Annotated in this window: 18 protein-coding genes; 2 read left to right on the top strand and 16 right to left on the bottom strand. The window is 68.8% G+C overall.

Features of this window, described 5'->3' with window-relative positions; all coding sequences use genetic code 11:
* Positions 1 to 53: 53 nt before the first annotated feature.
* From JOD64_RS28720 to JOD64_RS28670, 11 genes are all read right to left on the bottom strand, one after another.
* Positions 54 to 587, bottom strand: coding sequence for a GNAT family N-acetyltransferase (locus JOD64_RS28720; RefSeq protein WP_307813763.1), 534 nt, complete (start codon positions 585 to 587; stop codon positions 54 to 56).
* 306 nt (positions 588 to 893) lie between these two features.
* Positions 894 to 1,526, bottom strand: a complete 633-nt coding sequence (locus JOD64_RS28715; RefSeq protein ID WP_204945115.1) for a hypothetical protein — start codon at positions 1,524 to 1,526, stop codon at positions 894 to 896.
* A gap of 117 nt (positions 1,527 to 1,643) precedes the next feature.
* Positions 1,644 to 2,621 carry a hypothetical protein gene (locus JOD64_RS28710; protein ID WP_204945114.1) on the bottom strand — a complete coding sequence of 326 codons (978 nt, stop codon included), beginning with the start codon at positions 2,619 to 2,621 and terminating at the stop codon, positions 1,644 to 1,646.
* 32 nt (positions 2,622 to 2,653) lie between these two features.
* Positions 2,654 to 4,180, bottom strand: coding sequence for an OmpL47-type beta-barrel domain-containing protein (locus tag JOD64_RS28705; RefSeq protein ID WP_204945113.1), 1,527 nt, complete (start codon positions 4,178 to 4,180; stop codon positions 2,654 to 2,656).
* Between the two features lie 8 nt (positions 4,181 to 4,188).
* Positions 4,189 to 8,136: a ThuA domain-containing protein gene (locus JOD64_RS28700; protein ID WP_204945112.1), complete on the bottom strand. Its 3,948-nt coding sequence runs from the start codon at positions 8,134 to 8,136 to the stop codon at positions 4,189 to 4,191.
* Positions 8,137 to 8,158: 22 nt separating this feature from the next.
* Entirely contained in the window at positions 8,159 to 9,163 is a 1,005-nt protein-coding gene (locus JOD64_RS28695; protein ID WP_204945111.1) for a multicopper oxidase domain-containing protein, read from the bottom strand.
* Positions 9,164 to 9,540: 377 nt separating this feature from the next.
* Positions 9,541 to 10,311, bottom strand: a complete 771-nt coding sequence (locus JOD64_RS28690; RefSeq protein ID WP_443673905.1) for an amino acid ABC transporter ATP-binding protein — start codon at positions 10,309 to 10,311, stop codon at positions 9,541 to 9,543.
* A gap of 73 nt (positions 10,312 to 10,384) precedes the next feature.
* On the bottom strand, positions 10,385 to 11,179 hold the full coding sequence (locus JOD64_RS28685) for an amino acid ABC transporter permease (RefSeq protein ID WP_204945110.1): 795 nt from the start codon (positions 11,177 to 11,179) through the stop codon (positions 10,385 to 10,387).
* A 76-nt stretch (positions 11,180 to 11,255) separates the two neighbouring features.
* Positions 11,256 to 12,074 (bottom strand): basic amino acid ABC transporter substrate-binding protein, encoded by an 819-nt coding sequence (locus JOD64_RS28680; protein ID WP_204945109.1) that lies wholly within the window; start codon positions 12,072 to 12,074, stop codon positions 11,256 to 11,258.
* Positions 12,075 to 12,301: 227 nt separating this feature from the next.
* Positions 12,302 to 14,578: a catalase/peroxidase HPI gene (gene katG / locus JOD64_RS28675; RefSeq protein WP_204945108.1), complete on the bottom strand. Its 2,277-nt coding sequence runs from the start codon at positions 14,576 to 14,578 to the stop codon at positions 12,302 to 12,304.
* On the bottom strand, positions 14,575 to 15,030 hold the full coding sequence (locus JOD64_RS28670; RefSeq protein WP_307813761.1) for a Fur family transcriptional regulator: 456 nt from the start codon (positions 15,028 to 15,030) through the stop codon (positions 14,575 to 14,577). Before JOD64_RS28670 ends, katG begins: the two co-directional genes overlap by 4 nt.
* On the opposite strand from JOD64_RS28670, the gene JOD64_RS33630 reads away from it, so the two are divergent.
* Both JOD64_RS33630 and JOD64_RS28660 read left to right on the top strand, forming a co-directional pair.
* Positions 14,935 to 15,354, top strand: a complete 420-nt coding sequence (locus tag JOD64_RS33630; RefSeq protein ID WP_204945106.1) for a VOC family protein — start codon at positions 14,935 to 14,937, stop codon at positions 15,352 to 15,354. The two genes, JOD64_RS28670 and JOD64_RS33630, sit on opposite strands and share 96 nt — an antisense overlap.
* Before the next feature lie 345 nt (positions 15,355 to 15,699).
* The gene (locus tag JOD64_RS28660) at positions 15,700 to 16,686 is read left to right on the top strand and encodes a glycoside hydrolase family 11 protein (RefSeq protein WP_239559705.1); all 987 of its coding nucleotides are present in this window, start codon (positions 15,700 to 15,702) and stop codon (positions 16,684 to 16,686) included.
* Between the two features lie 98 nt (positions 16,687 to 16,784).
* Here the strand turns inward: JOD64_RS28660 and JOD64_RS28655 are convergent, their stop codons facing one another.
* The 5 genes from JOD64_RS28655 to JOD64_RS28635 form a co-directional block, all read right to left on the bottom strand.
* Entirely contained in the window at positions 16,785 to 18,242 is a 1,458-nt protein-coding gene (locus JOD64_RS28655; RefSeq protein WP_204945104.1) for a protein kinase domain-containing protein, read from the bottom strand.
* Positions 18,243 to 18,354: 112 nt separating this feature from the next.
* Complete coding sequence (locus JOD64_RS28650) at positions 18,355 to 19,248, bottom strand: SGNH/GDSL hydrolase family protein (protein ID WP_204945103.1); 894 nt, start codon at positions 19,246 to 19,248, stop codon at positions 18,355 to 18,357.
* Positions 19,249 to 19,371: 123 nt separating this feature from the next.
* A complete protein-coding gene (locus tag JOD64_RS28645) occupies positions 19,372 to 19,986 on the bottom strand; it encodes a dihydrofolate reductase family protein (RefSeq protein WP_204945102.1) in 615 nt (204 codons plus the stop codon).
* A gap of 206 nt (positions 19,987 to 20,192) precedes the next feature.
* Positions 20,193 to 20,576: a hypothetical protein gene (locus tag JOD64_RS28640; protein ID WP_204945101.1), complete on the bottom strand. Its 384-nt coding sequence runs from the start codon at positions 20,574 to 20,576 to the stop codon at positions 20,193 to 20,195.
* A gap of 146 nt (positions 20,577 to 20,722) precedes the next feature.
* Complete coding sequence (locus JOD64_RS28635) at positions 20,723 to 22,150, bottom strand: glycoside hydrolase family 62 protein (protein WP_204945100.1); 1,428 nt, start codon at positions 22,148 to 22,150, stop codon at positions 20,723 to 20,725.
* Positions 22,151 to 22,173 lie beyond the last annotated feature (23 nt).

Here is a 22,173-nt window from a genome sequence, read left to right as displayed (position 1 = left end):
CCTTCTTGCCGCCCTTCGTGTCGGCGGCCTCGGGCCTGGCCGCGAAGATCTGTCTACAGGTCCATCGCGTAGACCCGGACCCGGCGGCCGGTGTCCGGCTGCACGGTTTCGCGCTCCAGCGACATGCCCAGCTTGACCATCACCCGCGCGGACGCCTCGTTGCCGACGACGTGGATGCTGACCAGCCGCCGCAGAGCGAGCTCGGCACGAGTGTGGGCGACAACGGCCTGGGCAGCCTCGGTGGCCAGGCCCCGGCCCCAGTACGCGCGGCCGAGCCGCCAGCCGATCTCCACCGCCGGCATGATCTCCGGCAGGAAGGTCGGCACCGCCAGTCCGGTGAAACCGGCCAGCTCGCCGGTCTCCTTGATCTGCACCGCGTACAGGCCGAAGCCCTGTTCGTCCCAGTGCCGCTGGTAGGTGGCTACACGCTCCGCGGTCCCGGCCCGGTCCAGGGTGCGGCCGTCGTGGATGTAACGCATCACCTCGGGCTGCGCGTTGACTGCGGCGAACCCGTCCAGATCATCGCTGTGCCAGCGGCGCAACAACAACCGCGGAGTCTCCAGGGACGTGGCATCAAGGTCAGGCACTTTCCCTTCGTAGCACTCAGGCACCCACGGGCGCGATGGATTATCGGGTTGGGAAGCTGCACCCCCCGGTCAGGGCTTGCTCATCTAGGACACGAGGGCGTCGGCGTCGATCCGGGTGCAATGAAGGACCCGAGCAGGACCCACCTCGTTCTCCATGCACGCCGACTTCTTCAACGCGTGGAAGGACGAGGCGCTCGCCGCACGGGTGCGCAACTGCCTCGACCAAGGCGTCAAGTGCAACTCGGCAGGCAACTTCTAGCGTGATCGTCAACCCGGGGTCGGTGTGTATCGGCCCCGGGTTGACGATCACGCCGTACGCATGAGACTGAGGAAGTCGACGGCGTCCGGGAACGGCCTGTCCTCGGCGAACTGACCGATGTAGACGACGGCCTCCTCGTCCTGGGAGTAGGAGTAGCCGTCCAGGGTCGGGCCGACGACAAGGATGTTGCCGGCCCGCCGCCAGGCGGCGTACCGCCAGGAGTAGCCGCCGATGGAGATGTTCCTGCCTTCGGTCCGGACGTCCCACTCCGGGAGGCCGAGCCGTTCGGTGAACCGGCCGATCGCGGCGTCGACGCACGCCTCGAAATCCTGGCGACCGGCGTCGCGCTGGCTCGACCAGCCGGGCTGCGAGCCCCAGAAGTCATCCGGCCACAGCTCTCCACCCACCGTGTAGTAGTGGACGAAGGGCATGTAGAGGCAGTAGTCGCCGTAGATGGCGTGACCGGCCGCGGTGACGAAGCGAGTTTCATCGGTCGGCGCCGCGTCGGCGGTCCAGCCGAGAGCGCGCATCGCCCGGCTGGTGGCGTCCGGATCGTTCCACGGCAGGTCGGCCAAACCGATCAGCTGATCGGCCAGCTCCGCGTCGATGGGGCACTCGGCGACGTAGTTCTCGACGACCGTCTCGTCTTCCCCGTGCGCCGGCTCGTGATCTTCCGTCACGACCGGGGATTCTGCCGACGCCGGCACCGACACGCAAGCACGGGCCGCGACGCGGTACGACGGCGGTGGCCGGTCACCCTTCGGATCCGGGTGACCGGCCACCGTTGCGTCGATCAGCTAGAGCCGGGCGGCGCCCGCCTCGGTGGCCTCCTGCACCGCCGAGGTACGACGGGTCTCGGCCCGCTGGTCGCCGGCGTCCTCCCGGTCCGGGGCGGCCATCCGGGCGGCCCGGTTGGTGGTCGCGGCGGCCTGGTCACCGGTCACGCCGCCGCGGATCCGGTTGTTCGCGGCCACCTGGGCGGCCGGGTCGTTGGACGTGACGGTCAACTGGCCGTCGATGATGTTGTCGTCGACGCTGACGCCACCGGTGGTGCTGGTGATGCTGACGTCCCGGCCCCAGTAGCCGCCGGAGGCGCAACTGTCGAGGCTGCCGTTCGGGCCGAGCTGCACACCACCCAGGTTGCCGGCGAAGGTGGCCTGGCCACGGACCGCGCTGCCGCACACCACACTGCCGGTGGCGCTGTTCAGCACCGACAGCGTGCCGTCGACGAATGAGTCGTGCACGTCGGTGTAGTAGGTGCCGGTGCTGCTGACGTTGCGTTCCACCTGGGTGCCACGGTCGAGCCGGACCTCACCGGCGCCCGCGTTGACGGTCCCGACGATCGTCGACTCCTCCACGAACAGGAAGCTGTCGATGGTCGCGGAGCCCTTCGGCCGCACCGTCACGTTGCCGCTGCGGGCGTCGGAGAGGAAGACGCCGTACCCGCCGGCGGCCAGCACCACCTGGCCGCCGATGGTCGTCTCGGTGGCGTCGAGGTAGCCGTCCGCGGCAACGCGGATCTCGCCGCTGACCCGGCCACCGGCAACCACCAGGTTGCCGCCGGCCGCGACGGTGACGTTGCCGGTGATCGTGGTGCCGGTCAGCGCGCACGACTGGCCGGCCGGCACCAACAGGTCGTTGGGCACGGTCACGGCACCACCGGTGCCGATGCAGTGGGTGACCAGGTCGGCGTGCGCGGTGGGCGCCACCGCCAACACTGAGGCGGCGACGAAGGCGCTCACGGTGGCGAGCTTGACGACGGTACGTCCGGGCATCGTTGTACTCCCTGTCGATGAGATTCGAGGACTCATGCGCCGACGTCCGATCGGGCCGCGGCCCGGACGATGGCGCCCTGCTGCCGCCGGTTGAGTGTGCCGCCGGTCACGAGCACGGCGGTGACCGCCTCGACGTGCCGGACGAAATCGGCGTGGCCGGGGTAGTCGGCGTGTTCGTCGATCAGATCGTTGATGGTGCAGCCGTCGCCGGTGTCGACGTTGGCCACGCCGGTGTCGTCGCCGTCGATGATCACCGTGGCCCGGGTGTCCGAGTCGGCGCAGCCGTCGGTGCCGTCGGCCACCACCGTGAACGTCGTCGACTGCTCGGTGGAGACGTTGCCCGCGGTGTCGGTCGCCCGGTACCGCAGGGTGTGGGCGCCGACGGTCCGGACGGAGACCGGGCCGCCGTACGCGGTCCAGCCACCACTGTCGAGCGCGTACTCGATCGACGCCACACCCGAGTCGGCGTCGGTCGCGGTGACGGTGACTGTCGCACCGCCGACGTACGCGCCGTCGCTGTCGCGCTCGCCGGTGACCGTCGCGGACGCCGCGGGTGGCGTGGTGTCCTCGGCCGCCGGCGGAACGACGGTGAAGTGTTCCATCTGCTCGGCCGACGTGTTCCCGGCGACGTCGGTCGCCCGGTAGTGCAGCATGTGCATCCCGGCCGCGTTCACGACGATTGGGTTCGTGTACGCGGTGAAGGCGGCCCCGTCCAGCGAGTACTCGATGGTGGCGACGCCGGAGCCGGTATCGGTGGCGGCCAGCGTGGCGGTGGCCGTACCGATGTAGTTGCCGTCGCCGTCACGGTCGCCGGCCAGGGTCGCCGTCGCCACCGGCGCGGTGGTGTCCTCCTCCCCCGGCTCGACGATCCGGAACGACACCGAGCCGACGGCACTGGTGTTACCGGCCTGGTCGGTGGCGCGGAACTGCACCGAGTGGTCGCCGACCGCGGTCACCTCTACCGGCTGCGTGTATGGCTGGAAGCTGGTGTCGTCGACCTGGTACTCGATGGTCTCGATACCGGAGTCGGCGTCGGTGGCCGTGACGGTCACCGTGGCCGCGGCGAGGTAGTTGCCGTCCTGGTCGCGCTCACCGGCCACTGCGCCGGCGACCGTCGGCGGCGTGGTGTCGCCGCCTCCACCGCCGTCGGTGACCACCAGCTCACCGACCATCGAGCTGTGGCCGGGGATCGAGCAGAAGTAGCGGTACCGGCCCGGGGTCAGGTTGACGGTCGCCTGGTGGCGGCCGTCGTTGGCGTCGAACGGGCTGGCCAGGATGTTGATCGTGACGTCGTGGTTGTATCCCTCGGTGGAGGTGTCGAAGGTCAGCGTGTGCGGCATCCCGGTGGTGTTGCCGGTGGCCGCGCTGTTCTCCCAGATGATGGTGGTGGCGCCGGCCACCGCCTGGGCGGGTGCGGACTTGTAGCGGGTGATGCTGTCGTCGGCGGTCCAGGTCAACACCTGTTCCGCGACGCGCGGGGCGGCGGAGGCGGGCGTCGCGGTCCACGGGATCACCGTGAGCAGGAGCGCCGCCAGCGCAGCCGTGAGTCGTCGGGTCATCGTCTCTCCTAGAGTTCCCGCACGCGGACGTTGCGGAACTCGGTCAGGTCGTTGTCACCGTGGTTCTGTAGGCCGATGAAGCCGCGGAGGAACTGCCGCAGGTCGGTCGGTGGATCGCCGGCACGGGAGGACTGTTTGCCCGGCGTGTTGTCGAACTCGTTGATCACCACACCGTTGCGGATCATCGTGTAGTGCTGCCCGACGACGCGGATCTCGTAGTCGTTCCACTGGTTCTTCGGAGTCACGCCGGCCTGGGCGAGGGGCACGGAGTCGAAGTTGTAGACCGAACCGGTCTTCTGCGGCTCACCGGTCTCGCCGTCGTAGATCTGGATCTCGTGTCCGCAGAAGATCGCCACCCAGGCTTGCGACGTCCGGGCCGATCCGATCGTGCCGCAGCTGCCCTCGGGCCGCTGCTCCAGCGGGATCCGCGGGTCCGGGAATCGGGTGAAGACGCCGGTGTTGGCCCGATTCGTGCCCGGCGCGATGTCCTTGAACTGGAGCCGCACCGAGAAGTCGCCGAACTCCTTGGTGTGCCAGAGCATGCCCAGGCCACCGCTGGAGCGCAGCGCCCCGTCCGGCTGGATGCTGAACGATCCCGACGGCGCCTGCTGCCAGCCGAGCAGCGACTCGGGGGTGCCGTCGAAGAGGGGTTCGTACCCGGTGTGTCCGTCCCGGCCGATCTCGGATGCGGCGGCCAGGCGGGTCAGCGTGCCGGATTCGCGGGCATTGAGCAGCCCGTCGTCCTGCAACGCGCGGGTCAGGGCGCTCACGTGCCGGACGAATCCGTTGTGGTCGGCCCAGGTGCTCTCGTCGTCGATCAGGTCGTTGATGGTGCAGCCCTGCCCGACCGTACGACTGGGCACCCCGGTGTCGGTGTCGCCGAGCCACACGTTCTGTCGGGCGTCCGGCACCGCGCAGCCCACCGTGACCGTGCTCTGCACCGTCACGGTCTCACCGTCGGCGTACGTGACGGTCAGCTTCGTCGTGTAGGTGCCGACCTTGGCGTACGTGTGCCGGGGGTTCGCCTCGGTCGACGTGGCGCCGTCGCCGAACTCCCACCGGTGGCTGACGCCGCCGGAACGGGAGCCGTTGAAGGCGATGGTCAACGGCTTGTTCTGCACGGCGACCGACGTCGCGGCCGGCGCCGGGGTGGGCGCACCGCCGGTGTAGGTGACCCGGATCAACTTCTGGTTGGGGTGCAGGCTGAAGAACCCGCCGCCGTAGTCCAGCAGGTAGAGCGCGCCGTCCGGGCCGAACTTGGCGTCCATCCAGCTCTGCAGCCGGGTGTCACCGTTGCCGCCCGGGATGATGGCCCGCAGCGACTCGGCGTACACCGGCGGGGCGGCCTGCGGCACACCGGCCGGATCGACGGTGACCGCGACCCGGTTGTTGGCGTTCGACTGGTCGCCGATGAACCACTTGCCGTCCCAGTGCTCCGGCCAGGCCACACCACTGTTCGTGTCGACGAGCTCGCGGTGGTACGTCGGGCCGGACATGATGGCCTGCCCGCCGCCCCGCAGGTACGGCTGCGTGTAGGTGGCGTCGGCCGCGACGTACGTCGGGAGGCCGCTGCCGTCGGTCCGCTTGGGGAACACCGGGCCGCCGCCGTCCGGCGAGTACCAGATCATGTTGTCCCGGGCCGCCGGGATGTCCACCAGACCGGTGTTGCGGGGAGACTCGTTCTTCAGGTTGTCGCAGTCGTACCAACCGGTGAGCACTGTCGCGTCGGTACTGCTGCGATCGCGGTACGGCTGCCGGTTGCCCATGCAGTACGGCCAGCCGTGGTTACCGGCCGAGGTGATGATGGTGGCGGTCTCGTACTTGGCCGGGCCCAGGGTGGGGCTGGGCGATGCGGCGTCCGGGCCGACCCAGCCGGCGGTCAGCCACTGGTGCACCGGGTCGATCTGCAGGCGGGCGATGTTGCGTACGCCCATCACGTAGATCTCCGGCCGGGTCTTCTCGGTGCCCGGTGGGAACAGGTTGCCCTCCGGGATGGTGTACGTGCCGTCCGCCTCCGGGTGGATCCGGATGATCTTTCCGGCGAGGTCGTTGGTGTTGCCCGACGTGCGGCGGGCGTCCTGGAACGAGATCCCCTGGTACTCCTGGGTCCAGTTGTTGCCGGAGTAGCCCTGCGACCCTTCCGAGGAGTTGTTGTCGCCGGAGCCGACGTAGAGGTTGCCCTTGGCGTCGAACGCCATGCCGCCGCCGGCATGGCAGCAGCTGTGCACCTGCACCGGGAACTGCAGCAGGTCCTTGCGGGTGGCCTGGTCGATGGTCTGCGCCTGGCGGTCGTAGGTGAACCGCGAGACGGTGCGCTGCCCGACCCGCTTCACCCGGTCGACCGATTCGTGCGGCATCCAGTAGACGTAGAGCCAGCCGTTCTCGGCGAACGCGGGGTCGGGCACGATGCCGAGCAGGCCCTCCTCGTTCTTCACCAGCTCGGAGCCGCTGCCCCGGTTGCCCATCACCTCAAGGGTGGTGAGCAGTTTGACCTGCTTGGTCCGCGGGTCCCAGGAGTGGATGGTGCCGCAGCCCAGGCCGACGTTCGGGTCGTTCCAGTCGGCGATCGGGCCGCTCGGGCAGGCCGCCTTACCGACGTAGAAGACCGTGCCGTCCGGCGCGATGGTGAGGCCGTGCGGCTCGCCCATCTGGTCCAACTGCCCGGTCTGGTTGGCCGCGGTGAGCCGCTCCACCTTGTAGTTCGAGGCGATCGTGGCCTGGCAGTCGCCGCGTACGCGGCCGGTGGTCCAGTTGAGGGCGCCGGTAAGGTGCGTGCGGAACGCCTCCTCGCCGTAGCTGCCCTCGGTGTGGCCCATACCGGTGTAGAACGACCGGCCGCCGTCGTAGTCCCGGCACCAGGACACCGGGTGGAACGCGCCGTTCGCGGCCGCTCCCGGGTTGTAGTGCCGTTCCTCGACCTGGGCGAGCGTGTGCACGGTGCCGATCGGGTTCGGGTCCCAGTTCTCCCAGCGATCGGACCGGGTGATGGTCATCGGCAGCGACGCCGTGGCCGGGTGGTTCCGGTCCAGGATGTCCACCACCGCGCGGTTGACCGCGGGCGGCTCCGGCGCGGTCGTGCTGCCGGTGAACAGGCGCAGGTCGGCGAGTTGGACCAGCGGTTCCCCGCTGTTGGCGGTGATGTTCAGCCGGTAGCGCGGAAACTCCTGCGGGGTGGCGAGGTCGAACCGGCGGGTCTGGAACCGGTCGGGGAAGACCTGGCCGGTGCGTCGGTCCAGATCGGTCCAGTTCTGGCCGTCCGTGGAGCCCTGCAGGGTCCAGTCCTTCGGGTCACGGCCGGAGGAGTCGTTGGCCGACGTCAACGCGTACCCGGTGATTCGTTTGGGTGCGCTCAGCTCGTACGCCACCCAGGCCGTCGGGGTGCGCACGAGCCACTTGGTGTTGGCGTCGCCGTCGGTCAGCTTCTCCTTGGTCTCGTTCGGCGGGTTCTCGCCGCTGGCGGTCACCCGGGCCACCGGCTCGGCGACCGGGATGGCGCCCGCCGGGCGGGTGCCGATCAGGCCGGTGAACCAGGCCGAATCGACCTGGGCACGGGCGGCGTCGGCGATGCCGACGAAGCCGCCGCCGGCCTTCATGTAGCTCTGCAGCGCCGACTCCTGGTCGCGGTTGAGCGCGGCGCCCGTCGCGGAGAGAAAGACCACGCTGCGGTACGCCGACAGCCCGGCCGTGGTGAAGACAGCCGGGTCGGTGGTGGCCGTGACATCGATGTCATGAGCGGCACCAAGCTGCTTGATGGTGTCCACCGCGCGCGAAACCGGGTCCTGTTGCTCGGCCACCGGGCCGTGGAACACCAGGACAGCGGTCTTCTGCGGCTGCGCGGCGGCCGCCGCCGTTCGTGGTGCGGCTGCGGTTCCCGGCGCGGCTGCTGCCGTCGTTGCCGGGATCAGCGCCGCGAAGGCCGCTATCGCGGCGAGTGCTCGTCGTGATTTTCTGGTCATCCCGTCCCTACTTTCGGTTCGGTCAGCTTCCGTGCGTGTGGGTGTGGCCCTGGAACCGGTGGATCGCCTCCTCGGCGCCCGGCGGCATGCTGCCGTCGGCGTTGCGCACCAGGAAGATCCCCGCCATACCGCCATCGGAGTGGTTCTGCACGTGGCAGTGGTACATCCACGCGCCGGGCCCGACGCCCTCCCCGGCCAGCACCTGGAACCCGAACGAGCTGCCCGGGTTGAGGTCCTTGTTGTCGATCACCAGGCTCGGGTCGCTCAACCCCTCCAGCATTCCGGTGCGGTTGTCCGCCCAGCGGTGCGCGTGCAGGTGGAAGGTGTGGAACAGGTTGCCGTGCCCGATGGCGATCCACTCCACCCGCTGGCCCAGGTTCGCCTCGAACATGGGCGTTTCCGGTGCCATCCGGTTGTTGATCGTCATGTCGTGGAACACGACAGTGAACTGCTTCTCCGGCAGGATGTCGCCGCGGCGGCGGACGATCAGCGCGCCGTACAGCCCCTTTGCCACCCCGGCGGTGCCGTGGTCGGTGCCCATGGCGTGATCGTGGTAGTGCCAGTAGCCGGCGCTGCCCGGCATGAACCGCCGGCCGGCTGCGGCGAACATCTCCCGCGAGCGCCAGACGTACGTCCGCGTCTCGCCCGGATTGTTGAACGAGGCGTTCAACGGGCTGCCGTCCGACTCGGTGCTGTAGTCCACCCCGTGCGGATGGATGGACAGCCGCTGGTTGGTGGTGTTGACCAGGGTGATCTCCAGGGTGTCACCCTCGTAGATCTCCAGAATCGGCCCCGGCACGGTCGCCTGGCCGGGTGCCAGACCATAACCGAACAGGCCGTCGGGCAACTGCTCGGCGTAGATGGTGACCTTCTTCGTGACGCCGGCGGCGGCCTGTGCGGGGCTGCCTCCGAACGCGGTGCCGATCGTCGGGGCGGACGCGCCCAGCGCTCCGGCGGCGAGCGCCCCGGTGGCGATCAGTGATCGGCGGGACAGGTGGCGGTGGGAGCCAACGGCGTGATCGTCCATGGGTCTCCGTTCCCAACCGGGCGAAGACACGACGAGGGCAGGGTGCATCGACCGCCGAGCACAGGCGGCGGCAGCACGACTGAGGTGAGGCTCGTCGCGGACTCTGCTCGGAAGACTCAGAACTTTCGATGGATATCAGCAACTTATGTAATCCATCGACGAAAGTCCAGGTCTGATTGCAAGAAGATTACCTTGACATCACGACGTACTTCGATTGACATGAACCTGACACGCAGGTCACGAGCCCGGCATCCGGGCCGACTCGGCCACCGGCGGACCGCTCATCGGCCTCGACGATCAGCGGGCGGACGCAGAAACGACGCCGGGCTGCCTCATTGCTGAGGCAGCCCGGCGGACCGACGTACGGGATGGGTTGGTCAGAGGTTGTGGCGGTCGTCGACCGGCAGACCGGTGGCCTCCGGCGGCTCGGGCGACTGCTCGGGCTGACCGAGCTGCGCGACATGGGTCGGGTCGAGGACCCGCGACAGGAACGCGCGGGTCCGTTCGTGCTTCGGCGCGCCGAGCACCTCCTGCGGCGGCCCCTGCTCGACCACCACGCCACCATCCATGAACACGACCCGGTCGGCGACGTCGCGGGCGAACGCCATCTCGTGGGTCACGACCATCATCGTCATGCCGTCCTCGGCCAGCTTGCGCATGACCGTGAGCACGTCACCGACCAGTTCCGGGTCGAGCGCGGAGGTCGGCTCGTCGAAGAGCATCAGCTTCGGCTCCATCGACAGCGACCGGGCGATCGCCGCCCGCTGCTGCTGCCCACCGGAGAGCTGCGCCGGGAACGCGTCGGCCTTGTCGGTCAACCCGACGCGCTCCAGGTTGACCCGTGCGATGCGCTCGGCCTCGGCGCGGCTGCGCCGGAGCACCCGACGCTGGGCGATGGTGAGGTTGTTCAGGACGGTCAGGTGCGGAAACAGGTTGAACGACTGGAAGACCATGCCGATACCGCGGCGCGCCGCGTCGATCTCGACGTCCGGATCGGTCATCTCGACCCCGTTGACCCAGATCTTGCCGGCCGTCGGCTCCTCCAGCAGGTCGACGCAGCGCAGCAGCGTCGACTTACCGGACCCGGACGGGCCGATGACACAGACCACCTCGCCCTGGCCGACCTCGAAGTCGATGCCCTTGAGCACCTCGAGCGCCCCGAAGGACTTGTGCAGGTCGCGGATCTCGACGGAGGGCGGGATTGGGCGGTCGTCATGCGGGTCACCGAGCCTTGGCGTAGCGGAGTTCGAGGCGTCGTACCACCTGGGACAGGGGCAGGGTGATGATCAGGTAGGCGAGGCCGGCCACCAGCAGCGGCGTGGCGTTCACCCGGTCGTTCAGCATGTCCCGACCGAACTTGGTGATCTCGATGGTCTGCGCCGTCACGCCCAGCACGTAGGCCAGCGACGAGTCCTTGGTGAGCAGGATCAGTTCGTTCGTCAACGGCGGGATCACGATCCGGAACGCCTGGGGGATCACAATCGTGCGCATCGCGGTGAAGTGCGACATGCCGAGGGTACGGGCCGCCTCCATCTGCCCCTTGGGGACAGCCTGGATGCCAGCCCGGATGGTCTCCGCCATGTAGGCGGCGGCAGTCAACCCGAGACCGATCGCGATCGAACCGAACACACCGCCCGGAATCTCCCGCTCCGGAAAGGCGATGGGGATGCCGTACCCGACGAGGAACAGCACCAGCAGCGCGGGCAGGCCCCGGAACAACTCGATGTACCCCGTCGCCACCCAGCGGTACGGCGCCACCCGGGACAGCTTCATCAACGCGAGGATGGTGCCGAACACGAGGCCGAAGGCGAACGCGCCAAGCGTGTAGAGGACGGTGTTGCGCAGCGCGACGGTGATGATCGTCGGAAACATCGACTTGATGATGTCGACGCGGAAGAACGCGTCCTTCAACCTGTCCCAGTCCGCGGCGAACAGCACCGTGGCGATGATGGCGATGAAGACCAGGTACTGGAGCCCGAGGGACAGCCGCTCCCGCTGGCGGCGTCGCAGCTTCACGTTCGCTCGTTGCCTTCCCGGAGATTACCGACGAAGAGGGCGCGCGAGACGCGCGCCCTCCTGCTGTGAGCCTCGATCACGCGCTCGGCCGCTTGCCGATCCACTTCTCGTAGATCGTGTCGTACGTGCCGTCCTGCTTGGCCTTGGCCAGCGCCTCGTTGATCTTCTTGAGCAGTTCCGGGTTGCCGTCCTTCTTGACCGAGAAGCCGTACTGCTCGCCGGTGTCGAACTCAGCGGACACCTGAAACCCGCCCGGGTTCGACTTGAGGTACTCGGTCCAGACCGGCAGGTCGTTGATGGCGGCCTCGACCTGGCCGTTGGAAAGGGCCTGCTGCTCGGCGGCGAGATCCTCGAACTCGACGATCTGCAGGCCCTTCTCCTTCTCGAACTTCTTGGCGTAGTCACGGCCCGTGGTGGCCGCCTGCACGCCCACCTTCTTGCCCCTGAGGTCGTCGAGCGACTTGTACGGCTTACCGGTCTTCACCAGCATCGCCTGGGTGGCGTCGAAGTACGGATCGGAGAAGTTCATTACCTTCTGCCGTTCCTCGGTGATCGTCATGCCGGCGGCCGCCGCGTCGCACTTGCCGGTGTTCAGGTCCTGGCCGGACTTGATCCCCTCGAAGGGGGTGTCGATGATCGTCTGCTGGACGCCCAGGTCCTTGGCCACCAGGTCCATGATCTCGACGTCGAAGCCGGTCACCTTGCCGCTGGTGTCCTTGGACTGGAACGGCGGGTACGGCAGGTGGGTGCAGACCGTCAGCTTGCCCGCCTCGACCAGCTTGACCCCACTCGCCTGGACCTCGCTGTCGTCCTTCTTGGCACATCCCGCGGTCACCGCGAGGGCGGCGACCGCCACGACGAGACCGGCCTGGCGGACGGCGCTTTGGAACCTCACGGGTGTGTCCCTCCGGTTCGGCTCCCCGACGCAGGAAGCCAGTGGTGCAAAGACTTTGTGACACGCGACGGTACCTGATTCAGCGCGTGGCACCCAGATTCCACCGTGCCGTTGGGCCAGTGCGAGCAGCATCACCGTCGGCAAACCCGACACTTGGTGAACAACCACGCACGGCGACGAGCCCCGATCATCGCGGTGGATGACCGGGGCTCGTCGATCGGAACCTGTCAGGCGAGATCGAACCGGTCGAGCTCCATGACCTTGCTCCAGGCCGCCACGAAGTCGGTCACGAACTTGTCGCGAGCGTCCTGGCTGGCGTAGACCTCCGCGAGGGCTCGCAGCTGCGAGTTGGAGCCGAAGATGAGGTCGACCGCGGTGGCGGTCCACTTCACCTCGTCGGTGGCCAGGTCGCGGATCTCGTACACGTGCTCGTCGGACTTCGATGCGCTCCACCGGGTGCCCGGGGAGAGCAGGTTGGCGAAGAAGTCGTTGGTGAGCACGCCGGGCCGGTCGGTGAGAACGCCGTGCTGGGTGCCGCCGGTGTTGGCGCCGAGCGTGCGCAGACCGCCGACGAGGACGGTCATCTCGGGTGCGGTCAGGTTGAGCATGTAGGCACGGTCGAGGAGCAACACCTCCGGCTGGGTCTTCTCGCCGGCACGCAGGTAGTTGCGGAACCCGTCCGCGCGTGGCTCGAGGACCCGGAAGGAATCCGTGTCGGTCTGCTCCGCGGTGGCGTCGGTGCGGCCCGCCCGGAACGGCACGGTCACCTCGACGCCGGCGTCGCGCGCCGCCTTCTCGACGGCGGCCGAGCCGGCCAGCACGATCAGGTCGGCGAGCGAGATCGTCGCGCCGCCCGCGGCGTTGAACTCCCGCTGGATGCCCTCGAGCGTGTCCAGGACGGTCGCGAGCTGCTCGGGCTGGTTGACCTCCCAGCTGCGCTGGGGTTCGAGACGGATCCGGGCACCGTTGGCGCCACCGCGCTTGTCCGTGGACCGGAAGCTCGCGGCGGAGGCCCAGGCGGTGGAGACCAGCTGAGCGGTCGTGAGGCCGGAGTCGAGGACCTTCGCCTTGAGGGCGGCAACGTCGGCGTCACCAACGAGTGCGCCGCTGGCGGCCGGCACCGGGTCCTGCCACAGCTGGGGCTCGGCGACCCACGGTCCGAGGTAACGGCTGACCGGGCCCATGTCGCGGTGCAGCAGCTTGTACCAGGCCTTCGCGAAGGCCAGGGCGAACTCGTCCGGGTTCTCCAGGAAGCGGCGCGAGATCTTCTCGTAGGTCGGGTCGAAGCGCAGCGACAGGTCCGTCGTGAGCATCGTCGGCTTGTGCTTCTTCTCCGGGTCGAAGGCGTCCGGGATGATCGCCTCGGCGTCCTTGGCGACCCACTGCTTGGCGCCGCCGGGGCTCCGGGTCAGCTCCCACTCGTAGCCGAAGAGGATCTCGAAGAAGCGGTTGCTCCACTGCGTCGGCTGGTCGGTCCACGTCACCTCGAGGCCACTGGTGATCGTGTCAGCGCCCTTGCCGCTGGCGTGGGTGCTCAGCCAGCCGAGGCCCTGCGACTCCAGCGGGGCACCCTCGGGCTCCGCGCCCACGTGGTTGTCGGCCACGGCAGCGCCGTGGGCCTTGCCGAAGGTGTGGCCGCCCGCGATGAGGGCGACGGTCTCCTCGTCGTTCATCGCCATGCGAGCGAAGGTCTCGCGGATGAAGTGCGCCGCCGCCCGGAAGTCCGCGCTGCCGCGAGGCCCCTCGGGGTTGACGTAGATGAGCCCCATCTCGGTCGAGCCGACGCCCTCGGCCATCTGCGCCTCGGAGACGTAGCGCTCGTCACCGAGCCAGGTGTCCTCCGGACCCCAGAAGATCTCCTCGGGCTCCCACACGTCCTCGCGGCCGAAGCCGAAGCCGAAGGTCTTGAAGCCCATCGACTCCAACGCGACGTTGCCGGCGAGCACGAGCAGGTCGGCCCACGAGATCTGCTGGCCGTACTTCTGCTTGACGGGCCACAGCAGTCGCCGGGCCTTGTCGAGGTTCGCGTTGTCGGGCCAGCTGTTGAGCGGCGCGAACCGCTGACCGCCGTCGCCGGCCCCGCCCCGGCCGTCCTGGATGCGATAGGTGCCCGAGGCGTGCCAACTCATCCGGATCATCAGACCGCCGTAGTGGCCGAAGTCCGCCGGCCACCAGTCCTGCGAGGTGGTGAGCACCTCGACGATGTCGCGCTTGAGGGCGTCGACGTCGAGCTTCGCGAACTCCTTGGCGTAGCTGAAGTTCTCCCCCAGGGGGTTGCCCTTGGAGGAGTGGGCGTGCAACACCGAGAGGTCGAGCTGGTTGGGCCACCAGTCCCGGTTGGTGCGCGGACGACCGCCGGTCTTCGGGGTCGGCGAGTCGATCGCCGGGTTCTCGCTCTCGCTGCCGTGCGCGGTCACCGAGTCGTGCGCGACCGGGCAACCGGCGGCTGCCTTCTCGTCCACGCCCTGCGCACTGGTGGGGCCGTTGTCCTGGGTGTCGCTCATTTGTTTCCTTCCGAGCTTGCGGATCTCTGGGGCGTGCGGTCGGTCGCACAGTCGGGACAGGTGCCCCAATAGACGACCTCCGCCTCGTCGATCACGAACCCGTGGTCGATCGAGGCGGTGAGACAGGGAGCGTGGCCGACGGCGCAGTCGACGTCGGCGATCACGCCGCAGGAGCGGCACACGACATGGTGGTGATTGTCGGCGACCCGGGACTCGTAGCGGGCGGTCGCGCCGGCGGGCTGGATGCGCCGCACCAGACCAGCGTCGGTGAGCACACGCAGCACGTCGTACACCGCTTGGTGGGAGACCGTGGGATGATCCGCCCGTACCAGCGCGATCACCGCATCCGTGCCGATATGGGGGTGGTCGCGCAGCGCCGCGAGCACCGCCAGTCGGGGCCGTGTCACGCGCAGCGAGGCGGCCCGCAGTTGCGCCTCGAAGTCGGACATCACGTGACGGACACTAGCTCACTATTTTGGAACGGATCAAGTTTTTCGAAGATCCGCGCGTCGCCGTGGCGGAAGGAGATCCACGAGGCCATGGCCCTGGTCGTCGATCTCGGTGGCCGGTTCACCGGCGAACGGCACGACTACGACGAGGGCGTGGTTGTCGTGATGGCCGACCCGGAGGATCACGAGTTCTGCCTGGTCCAGTACTACCGCCGACCTGAACGCACCGCGTTCCGGCGGTCCGGAAAGTCCTCGGAAGTTTCGGCGGCCCGCCTGGTGGCCCCCGATCCCCCAGCGAGGCACCGGTGTGACCGCCCTGAACCCTGATCAACTACTGACCAGGTTGGATGCCGCCATGCTCGAGGCCGGCCGCCGGAATGTGGATGCCGCAGCGCTTCCGGAAATTGTTGACAAGTCGACCACCGGGTCAATACGGTCGCCATCGACGGCGCTCTATCACCGTCGATGGCAGTCACCGCGACCCACTCCTCCGGTCGTCGTGCAGGACGACCGGCCGACCACCACCACGCGCTACGACGCCGTGGCCGTCATTCGGCCACCGCCAGCCCGCTGGGTCGTACCGCACCGCGCTGGCCCCCGCCAGCCGCCACAAGGAGGAACACGTCCATGATCGACAAGCACACCCCCACCAGACCGAGGAGACGCGGCCGCATGCGGCTGTTCCTCGGCGCCGCGTGCGCCGCCGTCCTGGCCGTCGCCGGCACCATGACGGCCACCAACGCGTACGCCGAGGCCGATCGGACGGTCAGCTCGAGCACCACCGGCACGCACAACGGGTACTACTTCTCGTTCTGGAAGGACAGCGGCAACGCCAGCATGACGCTGCGTGCCGACGGCCGTTACTCCAGCAGTTGGGACAGGAGCACCAACAACTGGGTCGGCGGCAAGGGTTGGGCCACCGGCAACCGCCGGACGGTCAGCTACTCGGGCACCTACAACCCGGGTAACAACAACACCTACCTCGCCCTGTACGGATGGACGCGCAACCCGCTCATCGAGTACTACGTGGTGGAGAACTTCGGCAGCTACAACCCGAGCAGCGGTGCCACCCGGATGGGCACGGTCACCACTGACGGCGGCACCTACGACATCCTCCGCAGCCAGCGGGTCAACGCCCCGTCGATCGACGGCAACCAGACGTTCTACCAGTTCTGGAGCGTCCGCCAGCAGAAGCGCTCGAGTGGCACCATCACCACCGCCAACCACTTCGACGCCTGGGCCCGCGCCGGCTTGAACCTCGGCACCAACCACAGCTACCAGATCATGGCCACCGAGGGCTACCAGAGCGCCGGAAGCTCCGACATCACCGTCCGGGAGGGCGGTGGCGGTGGCGGCAACCCGACCTCCGGACCCACCACCGGCAACCCAGGGACCGGTAACTGCAACGCGACGATCTCCGCCGGCCAGCAGTGGGGTGACCGGTTCAACCTCAACGTCGCGGTCAGCGGCACCAACAGTTGGGTGGTCAGCCTCGGCCTCGGCGGCGGTCAGAGCATCCAGAACAGCTGGAACGCCTCCGTCAGCGGCACGAGCGGCACCGTCACCGCCAGACCGAACGGCAACGGAAACAACTTCGGGGTGACGATCATGGCCAACGGCAACTGGAACTGGCCGACGATCACCTGCCGTACCGGCTGAGCGCGACCAACTCCTGCACGACACGTCTGGCGTGGCGGCTTCGGCCGCCACGCCAGACGTGGGTATGGCGAGTGGTTACGAACAGTCGACCTCGACATTCAGGACGGATCCCGGGCGGTTGACGTGGTCCCCCCGGCTGCCGACTCCTCCGCCCCCGGCTCCTCGGTCGCATCCTCCGCCGGCTCCTCCGTCGGGTCGGCCGCTGGTTCGTCCGTCGGCTCCCCGGTCGGCGTCGATCCGCCCGTCGGAGCTTCCGTCGGTTTCGAAGGGGCGCTCTCGGAGGTGCTGGGCCCGGGTACACCCACGGTGCTCTCCCCCGATGGTGTGGCCTGCCCTGTCGGCCCTTCGCCTGGTGGCGGCGTTGCCGTCGGGGTCGGGGATCCGGACGCTCGAACCGGCAGGCCCGCAGGACCCTGCGTGGCCGGTTCGCCGCCACCGGTGCCCGGGCCAGGGCCTCCCTGCGGCGGCACCGATGTCGACACCGCAGGCGGCACCGCAGGCGGCACTGCGGGAGGCACCGTGGGTCGCACGGGCTGGCCCGGCATCATCCCGGTGGGGTCGGCGAACACCAGGACGGCAGCCGCGGCGGCCAACGATCCGAGAAGCACCGCGAGCGCCTTGGGTCCAGGGCTGGACGCCCGACTCGCCGCACCACCGAGCGCCGACCGCCGGACGGCGATGCGCTCGGTTCCTACCCCGATCGAGGTCGCCTCGGTGGCCTGGTCGGACGAGTCCGCGAGTGTCTGCGCCGCGGCGGCCATGGCCCCGGCCGTCGGGAAGCGGTGGAGGGGGTCCTTGGCCATCGCGGTGGCGACCAACCGCCGTACCGCCACCGGGACGTCCTCGGGCAGCGGCGGCGGCTCCTCTTCGAGGTGCCGTAGCGCCACCGCGACAGCGTTCTCGCCCTGGTGCGGGGGTTCGCCGGCGAGGCAGTGGTAGACGACGGCACCCAGCGCGTAGATGTCGATCGCCGGTGAGGTCTCGTTCTTCGAGACCTGCTCGGGTGCCATGTAGAGGGCGGTGCCGACGACCTGGTTCGTCCCGGTCAGGCTCGCCGCCTCCTGCGTCACGGCAACCCCGAAATCAACGAGTACGACGTGCCCGTCGGGCTCGATGATCAGATTGTTGGGTTTGACGTCACGGTGGACGACGCCGGCGTCATGGGCGGCCTGCAGGGCGCGAGCGGTCTGCGCGGCGATCGACATCGTCTCGGCCGCGTCCAGCCGGCCGACCTCGGCGATCCGCTCCGACAAGGGTTGTCCCTGCGCACACTCCATCACGATGTAGGCGAGGACCGGCTCACCGGAGCGGGACACCTCGCCGTAGTCGTAGACCTGGGCGACCCCCGGGTGACGCAGGGCCGCCATCGCGCGCGCCTCGCGGCGGAACCGCTCGGAGAAGCCGGCGTCGCTGACCAGCCGGGCTTGCAGCATCTTCACCGCCACGCAGCGGTCCAGGGTCTCGTCAACCGCCCGCCACACATCACCCATACCGCCGCTGGCGATGCTCTCGACCAGGCGGTAACGGTTTCCGATGACTTGCCCCACACTCGGCATAAAGCTTTCGGTACCCCGGACTCGCCGATCTCAAGCACCGCACAGGCGACGAGCCACCGATGGCCGGCCCCGCCGCTGCTCGACGGCGCCGGCTCGACCGATTGCGGCTCGGTCAGCTGTTCAGTCTGGTGAGCAGGGCGGTTGCCATGCCCTGCTCACCGCGGGCGTTCGGGTGGAACGGGGCGGCGGAGTTCTGTGGCACCAGTCCCTCGACCCACCGGGTGCCGCTGCTCTTGCAGGCGTCGCGGCCGATCGACGGGGTGTAGACGTCGGCGTAGGTGGCGCCGTTCGCGGTCGCCGTGCTGGCCAGCATCGCGTTGAGCGACTTCTCGATGCCGCGCAGGTACGGCACGTCCTGGTAGGCGATCGGCACGACCGGCCAGCAGCCGTAACCGGTGTCCGGAAGGATCGCCGGGTACCCGAGTACCACCACCCGCGCGCTCGGCGCGGCCTGGCGGACCGCCTGCAGCACGGCGGTCACCTTCGGCGTGGCGGCGACGATCCTCGCCTGCAACTGGTCGACGCCGCCGGCGGTGTAACGGTTCTTGCACGGCGAACCGAGCGGGCTGCTGAGGCTCGCCTCCGCACAGTCGCCGATGATGCCGGAGAAGCCGATGTCGTTGCCGCCGATCTGCACCGTCACCAGCGCGGTGTTCGACGTGACGGCGCTGAGCTGCGGTGGCACCGTGATGCCCAACTGGCCGCTGCCACCGTAGAGGATGTCGTCCGTGGTGGCGCCGGAACAGCTCACGTCGGCGAAGGAGGACGAGCCGGCGGACGTGGCCACCAGCGACGGGTAGTTGCGGTTGGACCGGAGGCAGTTCAGGTCGACCTGGGTGGGGATCAGCGGACCGGCGGCGTACGAGTCGCCCAGCGCGACGTATCGGCCGGCGGGCACAGCGGCGCTGGCGGGCGTGGCGACGGTGAGCAGCACGCCAGCGGTGGCCACAGCGAGTGCGGCCAACCGGCTGGCTGCCCGCAGGCGGGGCAGGCGGGGACGGGTCATGACGCCTCCCAGAGGGGATCACGGTGGTGGTGCCGAGATCCTGTCGCTGCCGCCGCCAGACGTCAATATCGATGAGCCTCACTAAATGCTGTTCCGAGGTGTGGGATGGACCGGTGGTGCTCACTAGCTACCGGCGGGCACCTGGTCCTTGACGTCGTCGTAACCGGCCTTTCCGGGTGCCTCACCCGGCGCGTAGATCACCCGAAGCACGCCCGTCGGGTACGCCTCCGTCGCCAACACGCGCAGGTGGTAGGCCGTGTCGCCCTCGTCGAACAGCCTGCGGCCCTTGCGCGCCGCCACCGGGTGCACCAGCAGGCGCAACTCGTCGACCAGCCCCGCGGCGAGCAGTTGCTGCACCACCGAGATCGACCCGGGGATGAGGATGCCTCTGACACCGGCGTCGGCCTTGAGTGCGGTGACCGCACCGAGAAGATCGCCCGCGATCAGCTCCGAGTTGCGCCAGGGCAACTCCAGCGACTGCCGCGAGACGACAACCTTGCGCACGTCCCCGAGTTGCTTGGCGAACCCTGCGTCCTCCCCGCCGGCGGCCTCCCGGTCCGGCCAGGCGCCGGCGAAGCTGTCGTAGGTCTCACGGCCGATCAGCAGCACGTCAGCGGCGTCGTAGTCCTCGGTGACGGCGCGACCCATGTTCTCGTCGAAGTACGGGAAGTGCCAGTCCGGGTCGATCTCGGCCACGCCGTCGGCGGAGATGAACAGCGTGGAGATGACCTTTGCCATCGCGGGGATCCCTTCGGGTCAGGTGGTTTCGCTGGTGTCGAGTGTGCCGGTTCTTTGCCGTCCTGGGCGTTGGCCAGCCTGGGCGTGTCCCGTCCGACCGGGCACTTACCGTCGAGCGATATACCCCTGAGTCATATCTATACCTCAGAGGTATATGGCTCACAGAGAAAGGCATGGCCAGGCGGGGCAGGCCACCCACCGATCAATCAGCTCCCGGCGGAGGAAGCCCGGACACGCTGGTGCTGGGACAGACCGGGATTCTGCCGACCGAGGAACTCACCGAGCCGCCCGTCGTCCTCCAGACGGTAGAAACCCGCCCGCCCGCCCCGGTGGTAATCCGCCACGGCGCCGGCGACCGCGAGCGCCGCCACGAGCAGCGTCACCAGCCAGGCGCCCGGGGCGTAGGCGATGACGAGCACCAGACCCAGCAGCACGACGGGGAGAATCAGCACGGCGACCCGACGGCGGGACCGCTCGGTGACGAACACGATGCGACCGCCATCCGGGCCGGCACCGGTCGGGACCCAGACACCGTGGGCCACCACGTCGACGGGAAGGCGGGCCGCCGCGTACCTGCTGGTGCTGTCCATCAGTGACGACCTCCATGCTCGGCTCGGCGTATCTTCTCTCGCCTGAGGGCAGTCCCGCCGCCCCGATGTCGCTCCATGGAGGTTGGTGCACGGGCTCACTCAAGGGTTCGGGCGGGCTCGGCACGATGCCGAGCCCGCCCGTGCGTTCAGCGTTGCAGGGTCAGCAGACCCGGCCGGTACGGCAGGAGGCCGTAGTCGCCGCCGGAGCTGGGGGAACGACCCTGGTAGAGCAGTTGCAGGTTGCAGGGGTCGACGGTCATGGTCTGGTCGGCGTTGGTGCGCAGCAGCTCACCGTGGCTGATGTCGTTGGTCCAGGTGGCGCCACTGTTGGCCTTGCCGGCGAACGCGTTGCTCTCGCTGGCGGCCTGCGGCGTCCACGTGCCGCCGAGGCTGGTGGCCGTGAAGGAGCGGAAGTAGCGGCCCTGCGAGCCGATCGCCTCGACGATCATGAGGTAGCGGGTCTGGCCCTGGAGCTTGTAGACCTGAACAGCCTCGAAGAGGTTGTTCGTCGAGTCACTCATGATGGTGGTGTAGTTGGAGCCGAAGTTGCCGGGGAAGTTGCCGATCGGCATGCTGGCCCGGTAGATCTTGCCGTTGTCTCCGGCGAAGAACAGGTACATGTTCGTACCGTCACCGATGACCGCCTGGTCGATCGGCCCGGTGCCGGAGCCGGTGATGCTCCCCGTGAACAGCGGCTGCGCCGCTGACCAGCCATTCGGGTTGGTCGGATCAGTCGACGTCCGGTAGGAGAACGCCGTGGCACCCCACTGGTACGCCAGCACCCAGATGTTCCTCGGCGCGAAGTAGAACAGCGACGGGGCGACGGTCGCCGAGTTCATCGCGTTCTGGCTGGCCGAGGCCATCTGCGAGTAGTTCGTGAAGAGGCTGAAGTTCATCGAACCCCACCTCGTCCCGGTGTCGTGGGTGGTGGCGTAGACCAACTGCTGGCCGTTGTAGGGGGCGACGGTGAAGTCCTTCAGCGACACCCACCCCGACCTCGGCGTCGCCAGCTGGCCGGTCGACGACCAGCGGTACGTCGACGGAAGGTTGCACGTGTTCGGCGGAGGCGTGGTCGGCGGAGGGGTGGTCGGCGGCGGGGTTGTCGGAGGCGGTGTCGTCGGCGGTGCGGTCGTCGGCGGCGGCGTCGTCGGCGTCGTTCCACCGGTGCAGGTGACACCGTTCAGGGCGAAGCTCGTCGGCGCGGGGTTGCTGCCCGTCCACGACCCGTTGAACCCGAACGACACCGTGCCGCTGGTCGGGACTGAACCGTTGTAGCTCACGTTCCTCGCCGTCACCGCCGAACCGCTCTGCGTCAGCGTCGTGTTCCACGCCTGCGTGACCGTCTGCCCAGCGCCGTACGACCAGGTCAACGTCCAGCTGCTCAACGGATCACCCAGGTTCGTGATCGACACGTCGGCGCCGAAGCCGCCCTGCCACTGCGACGGCACGGCATAGTTCACCGAGCAGCCCTCCGCCGCGGCACCGGCCGGCAACGCCGCGACAACCGTCGACGACACCAGTAGAGCGACGCCCGCCGACACCAAACCAACATTGGAAGCCCTGGATCTGTTCATACAACACCCTCCTGACGGGACGG

It is taken from the genome of Micromonospora luteifusca, assembly GCF_016907275.1.
Lineage (GTDB): Bacteria > Actinomycetota > Actinomycetes > Mycobacteriales > Micromonosporaceae > Micromonospora > Micromonospora luteifusca.
The sequence above is the reverse complement of the archived record's forward strand: the minus strand, read 5'-3'. Positions and strand labels throughout refer to the sequence as shown.

What these genes read in the sequence shown, in the direction of transcription:
- JOD64_RS28710 (WP_204945114.1), bottom strand. Translation starts at nt 2,621, where the DNA reads ATGCCCGGACGTACCGTCGTCAAGCTCGCCACCGTGAGCGCCTTCGTC.
- JOD64_RS28705 (WP_204945113.1), bottom strand. Translation starts at nt 4,180, where the DNA reads ATGACCCGACGACTCACGGCTGCGCTGGCGGCGCTCCTGCTCACGGTG.
- JOD64_RS28700 (WP_204945112.1), bottom strand. Translation starts at nt 8,136, where the DNA reads ATGACCAGAAAATCACGACGAGCACTCGCCGCGATAGCGGCCTTCGCG.
- JOD64_RS28695 (WP_204945111.1), bottom strand. Translation starts at nt 9,163, where the DNA reads ATGGACGATCACGCCGTTGGCTCCCACCGCCACCTGTCCCGCCGATCA.
- katG (WP_204945108.1), bottom strand. Translation starts at nt 14,578, where the DNA reads ATGAGCGACACCCAGGACAACGGCCCCACCAGTGCGCAGGGCGTGGAC.
- JOD64_RS33630 (WP_204945106.1), top strand. Translation starts at nt 14,935, where the DNA reads ATGGGGGTGGTCGCGCAGCGCCGCGAGCACCGCCAGTCGGGGCCGTGT.
- JOD64_RS28660 (WP_239559705.1), top strand. Translation starts at nt 15,700, where the DNA reads ATGCGGCTGTTCCTCGGCGCCGCGTGCGCCGCCGTCCTGGCCGTCGCC.
- JOD64_RS28655 (WP_204945104.1), bottom strand. Translation starts at nt 18,242, where the DNA reads ATGCCGAGTGTGGGGCAAGTCATCGGAAACCGTTACCGCCTGGTCGAG.
- JOD64_RS28650 (WP_204945103.1), bottom strand. Translation starts at nt 19,248, where the DNA reads ATGACCCGTCCCCGCCTGCCCCGCCTGCGGGCAGCCAGCCGGTTGGCC.
- JOD64_RS28645 (WP_204945102.1), bottom strand. Translation starts at nt 19,986, where the DNA reads ATGGCAAAGGTCATCTCCACGCTGTTCATCTCCGCCGACGGCGTGGCC.
- JOD64_RS28640 (WP_204945101.1), bottom strand. Translation starts at nt 20,576, where the DNA reads ATGGACAGCACCAGCAGGTACGCGGCGGCCCGCCTTCCCGTCGACGTG.
- JOD64_RS28635 (WP_204945100.1), bottom strand. Translation starts at nt 22,150, where the DNA reads ATGAACAGATCCAGGGCTTCCAATGTTGGTTTGGTGTCGGCGGGCGTC.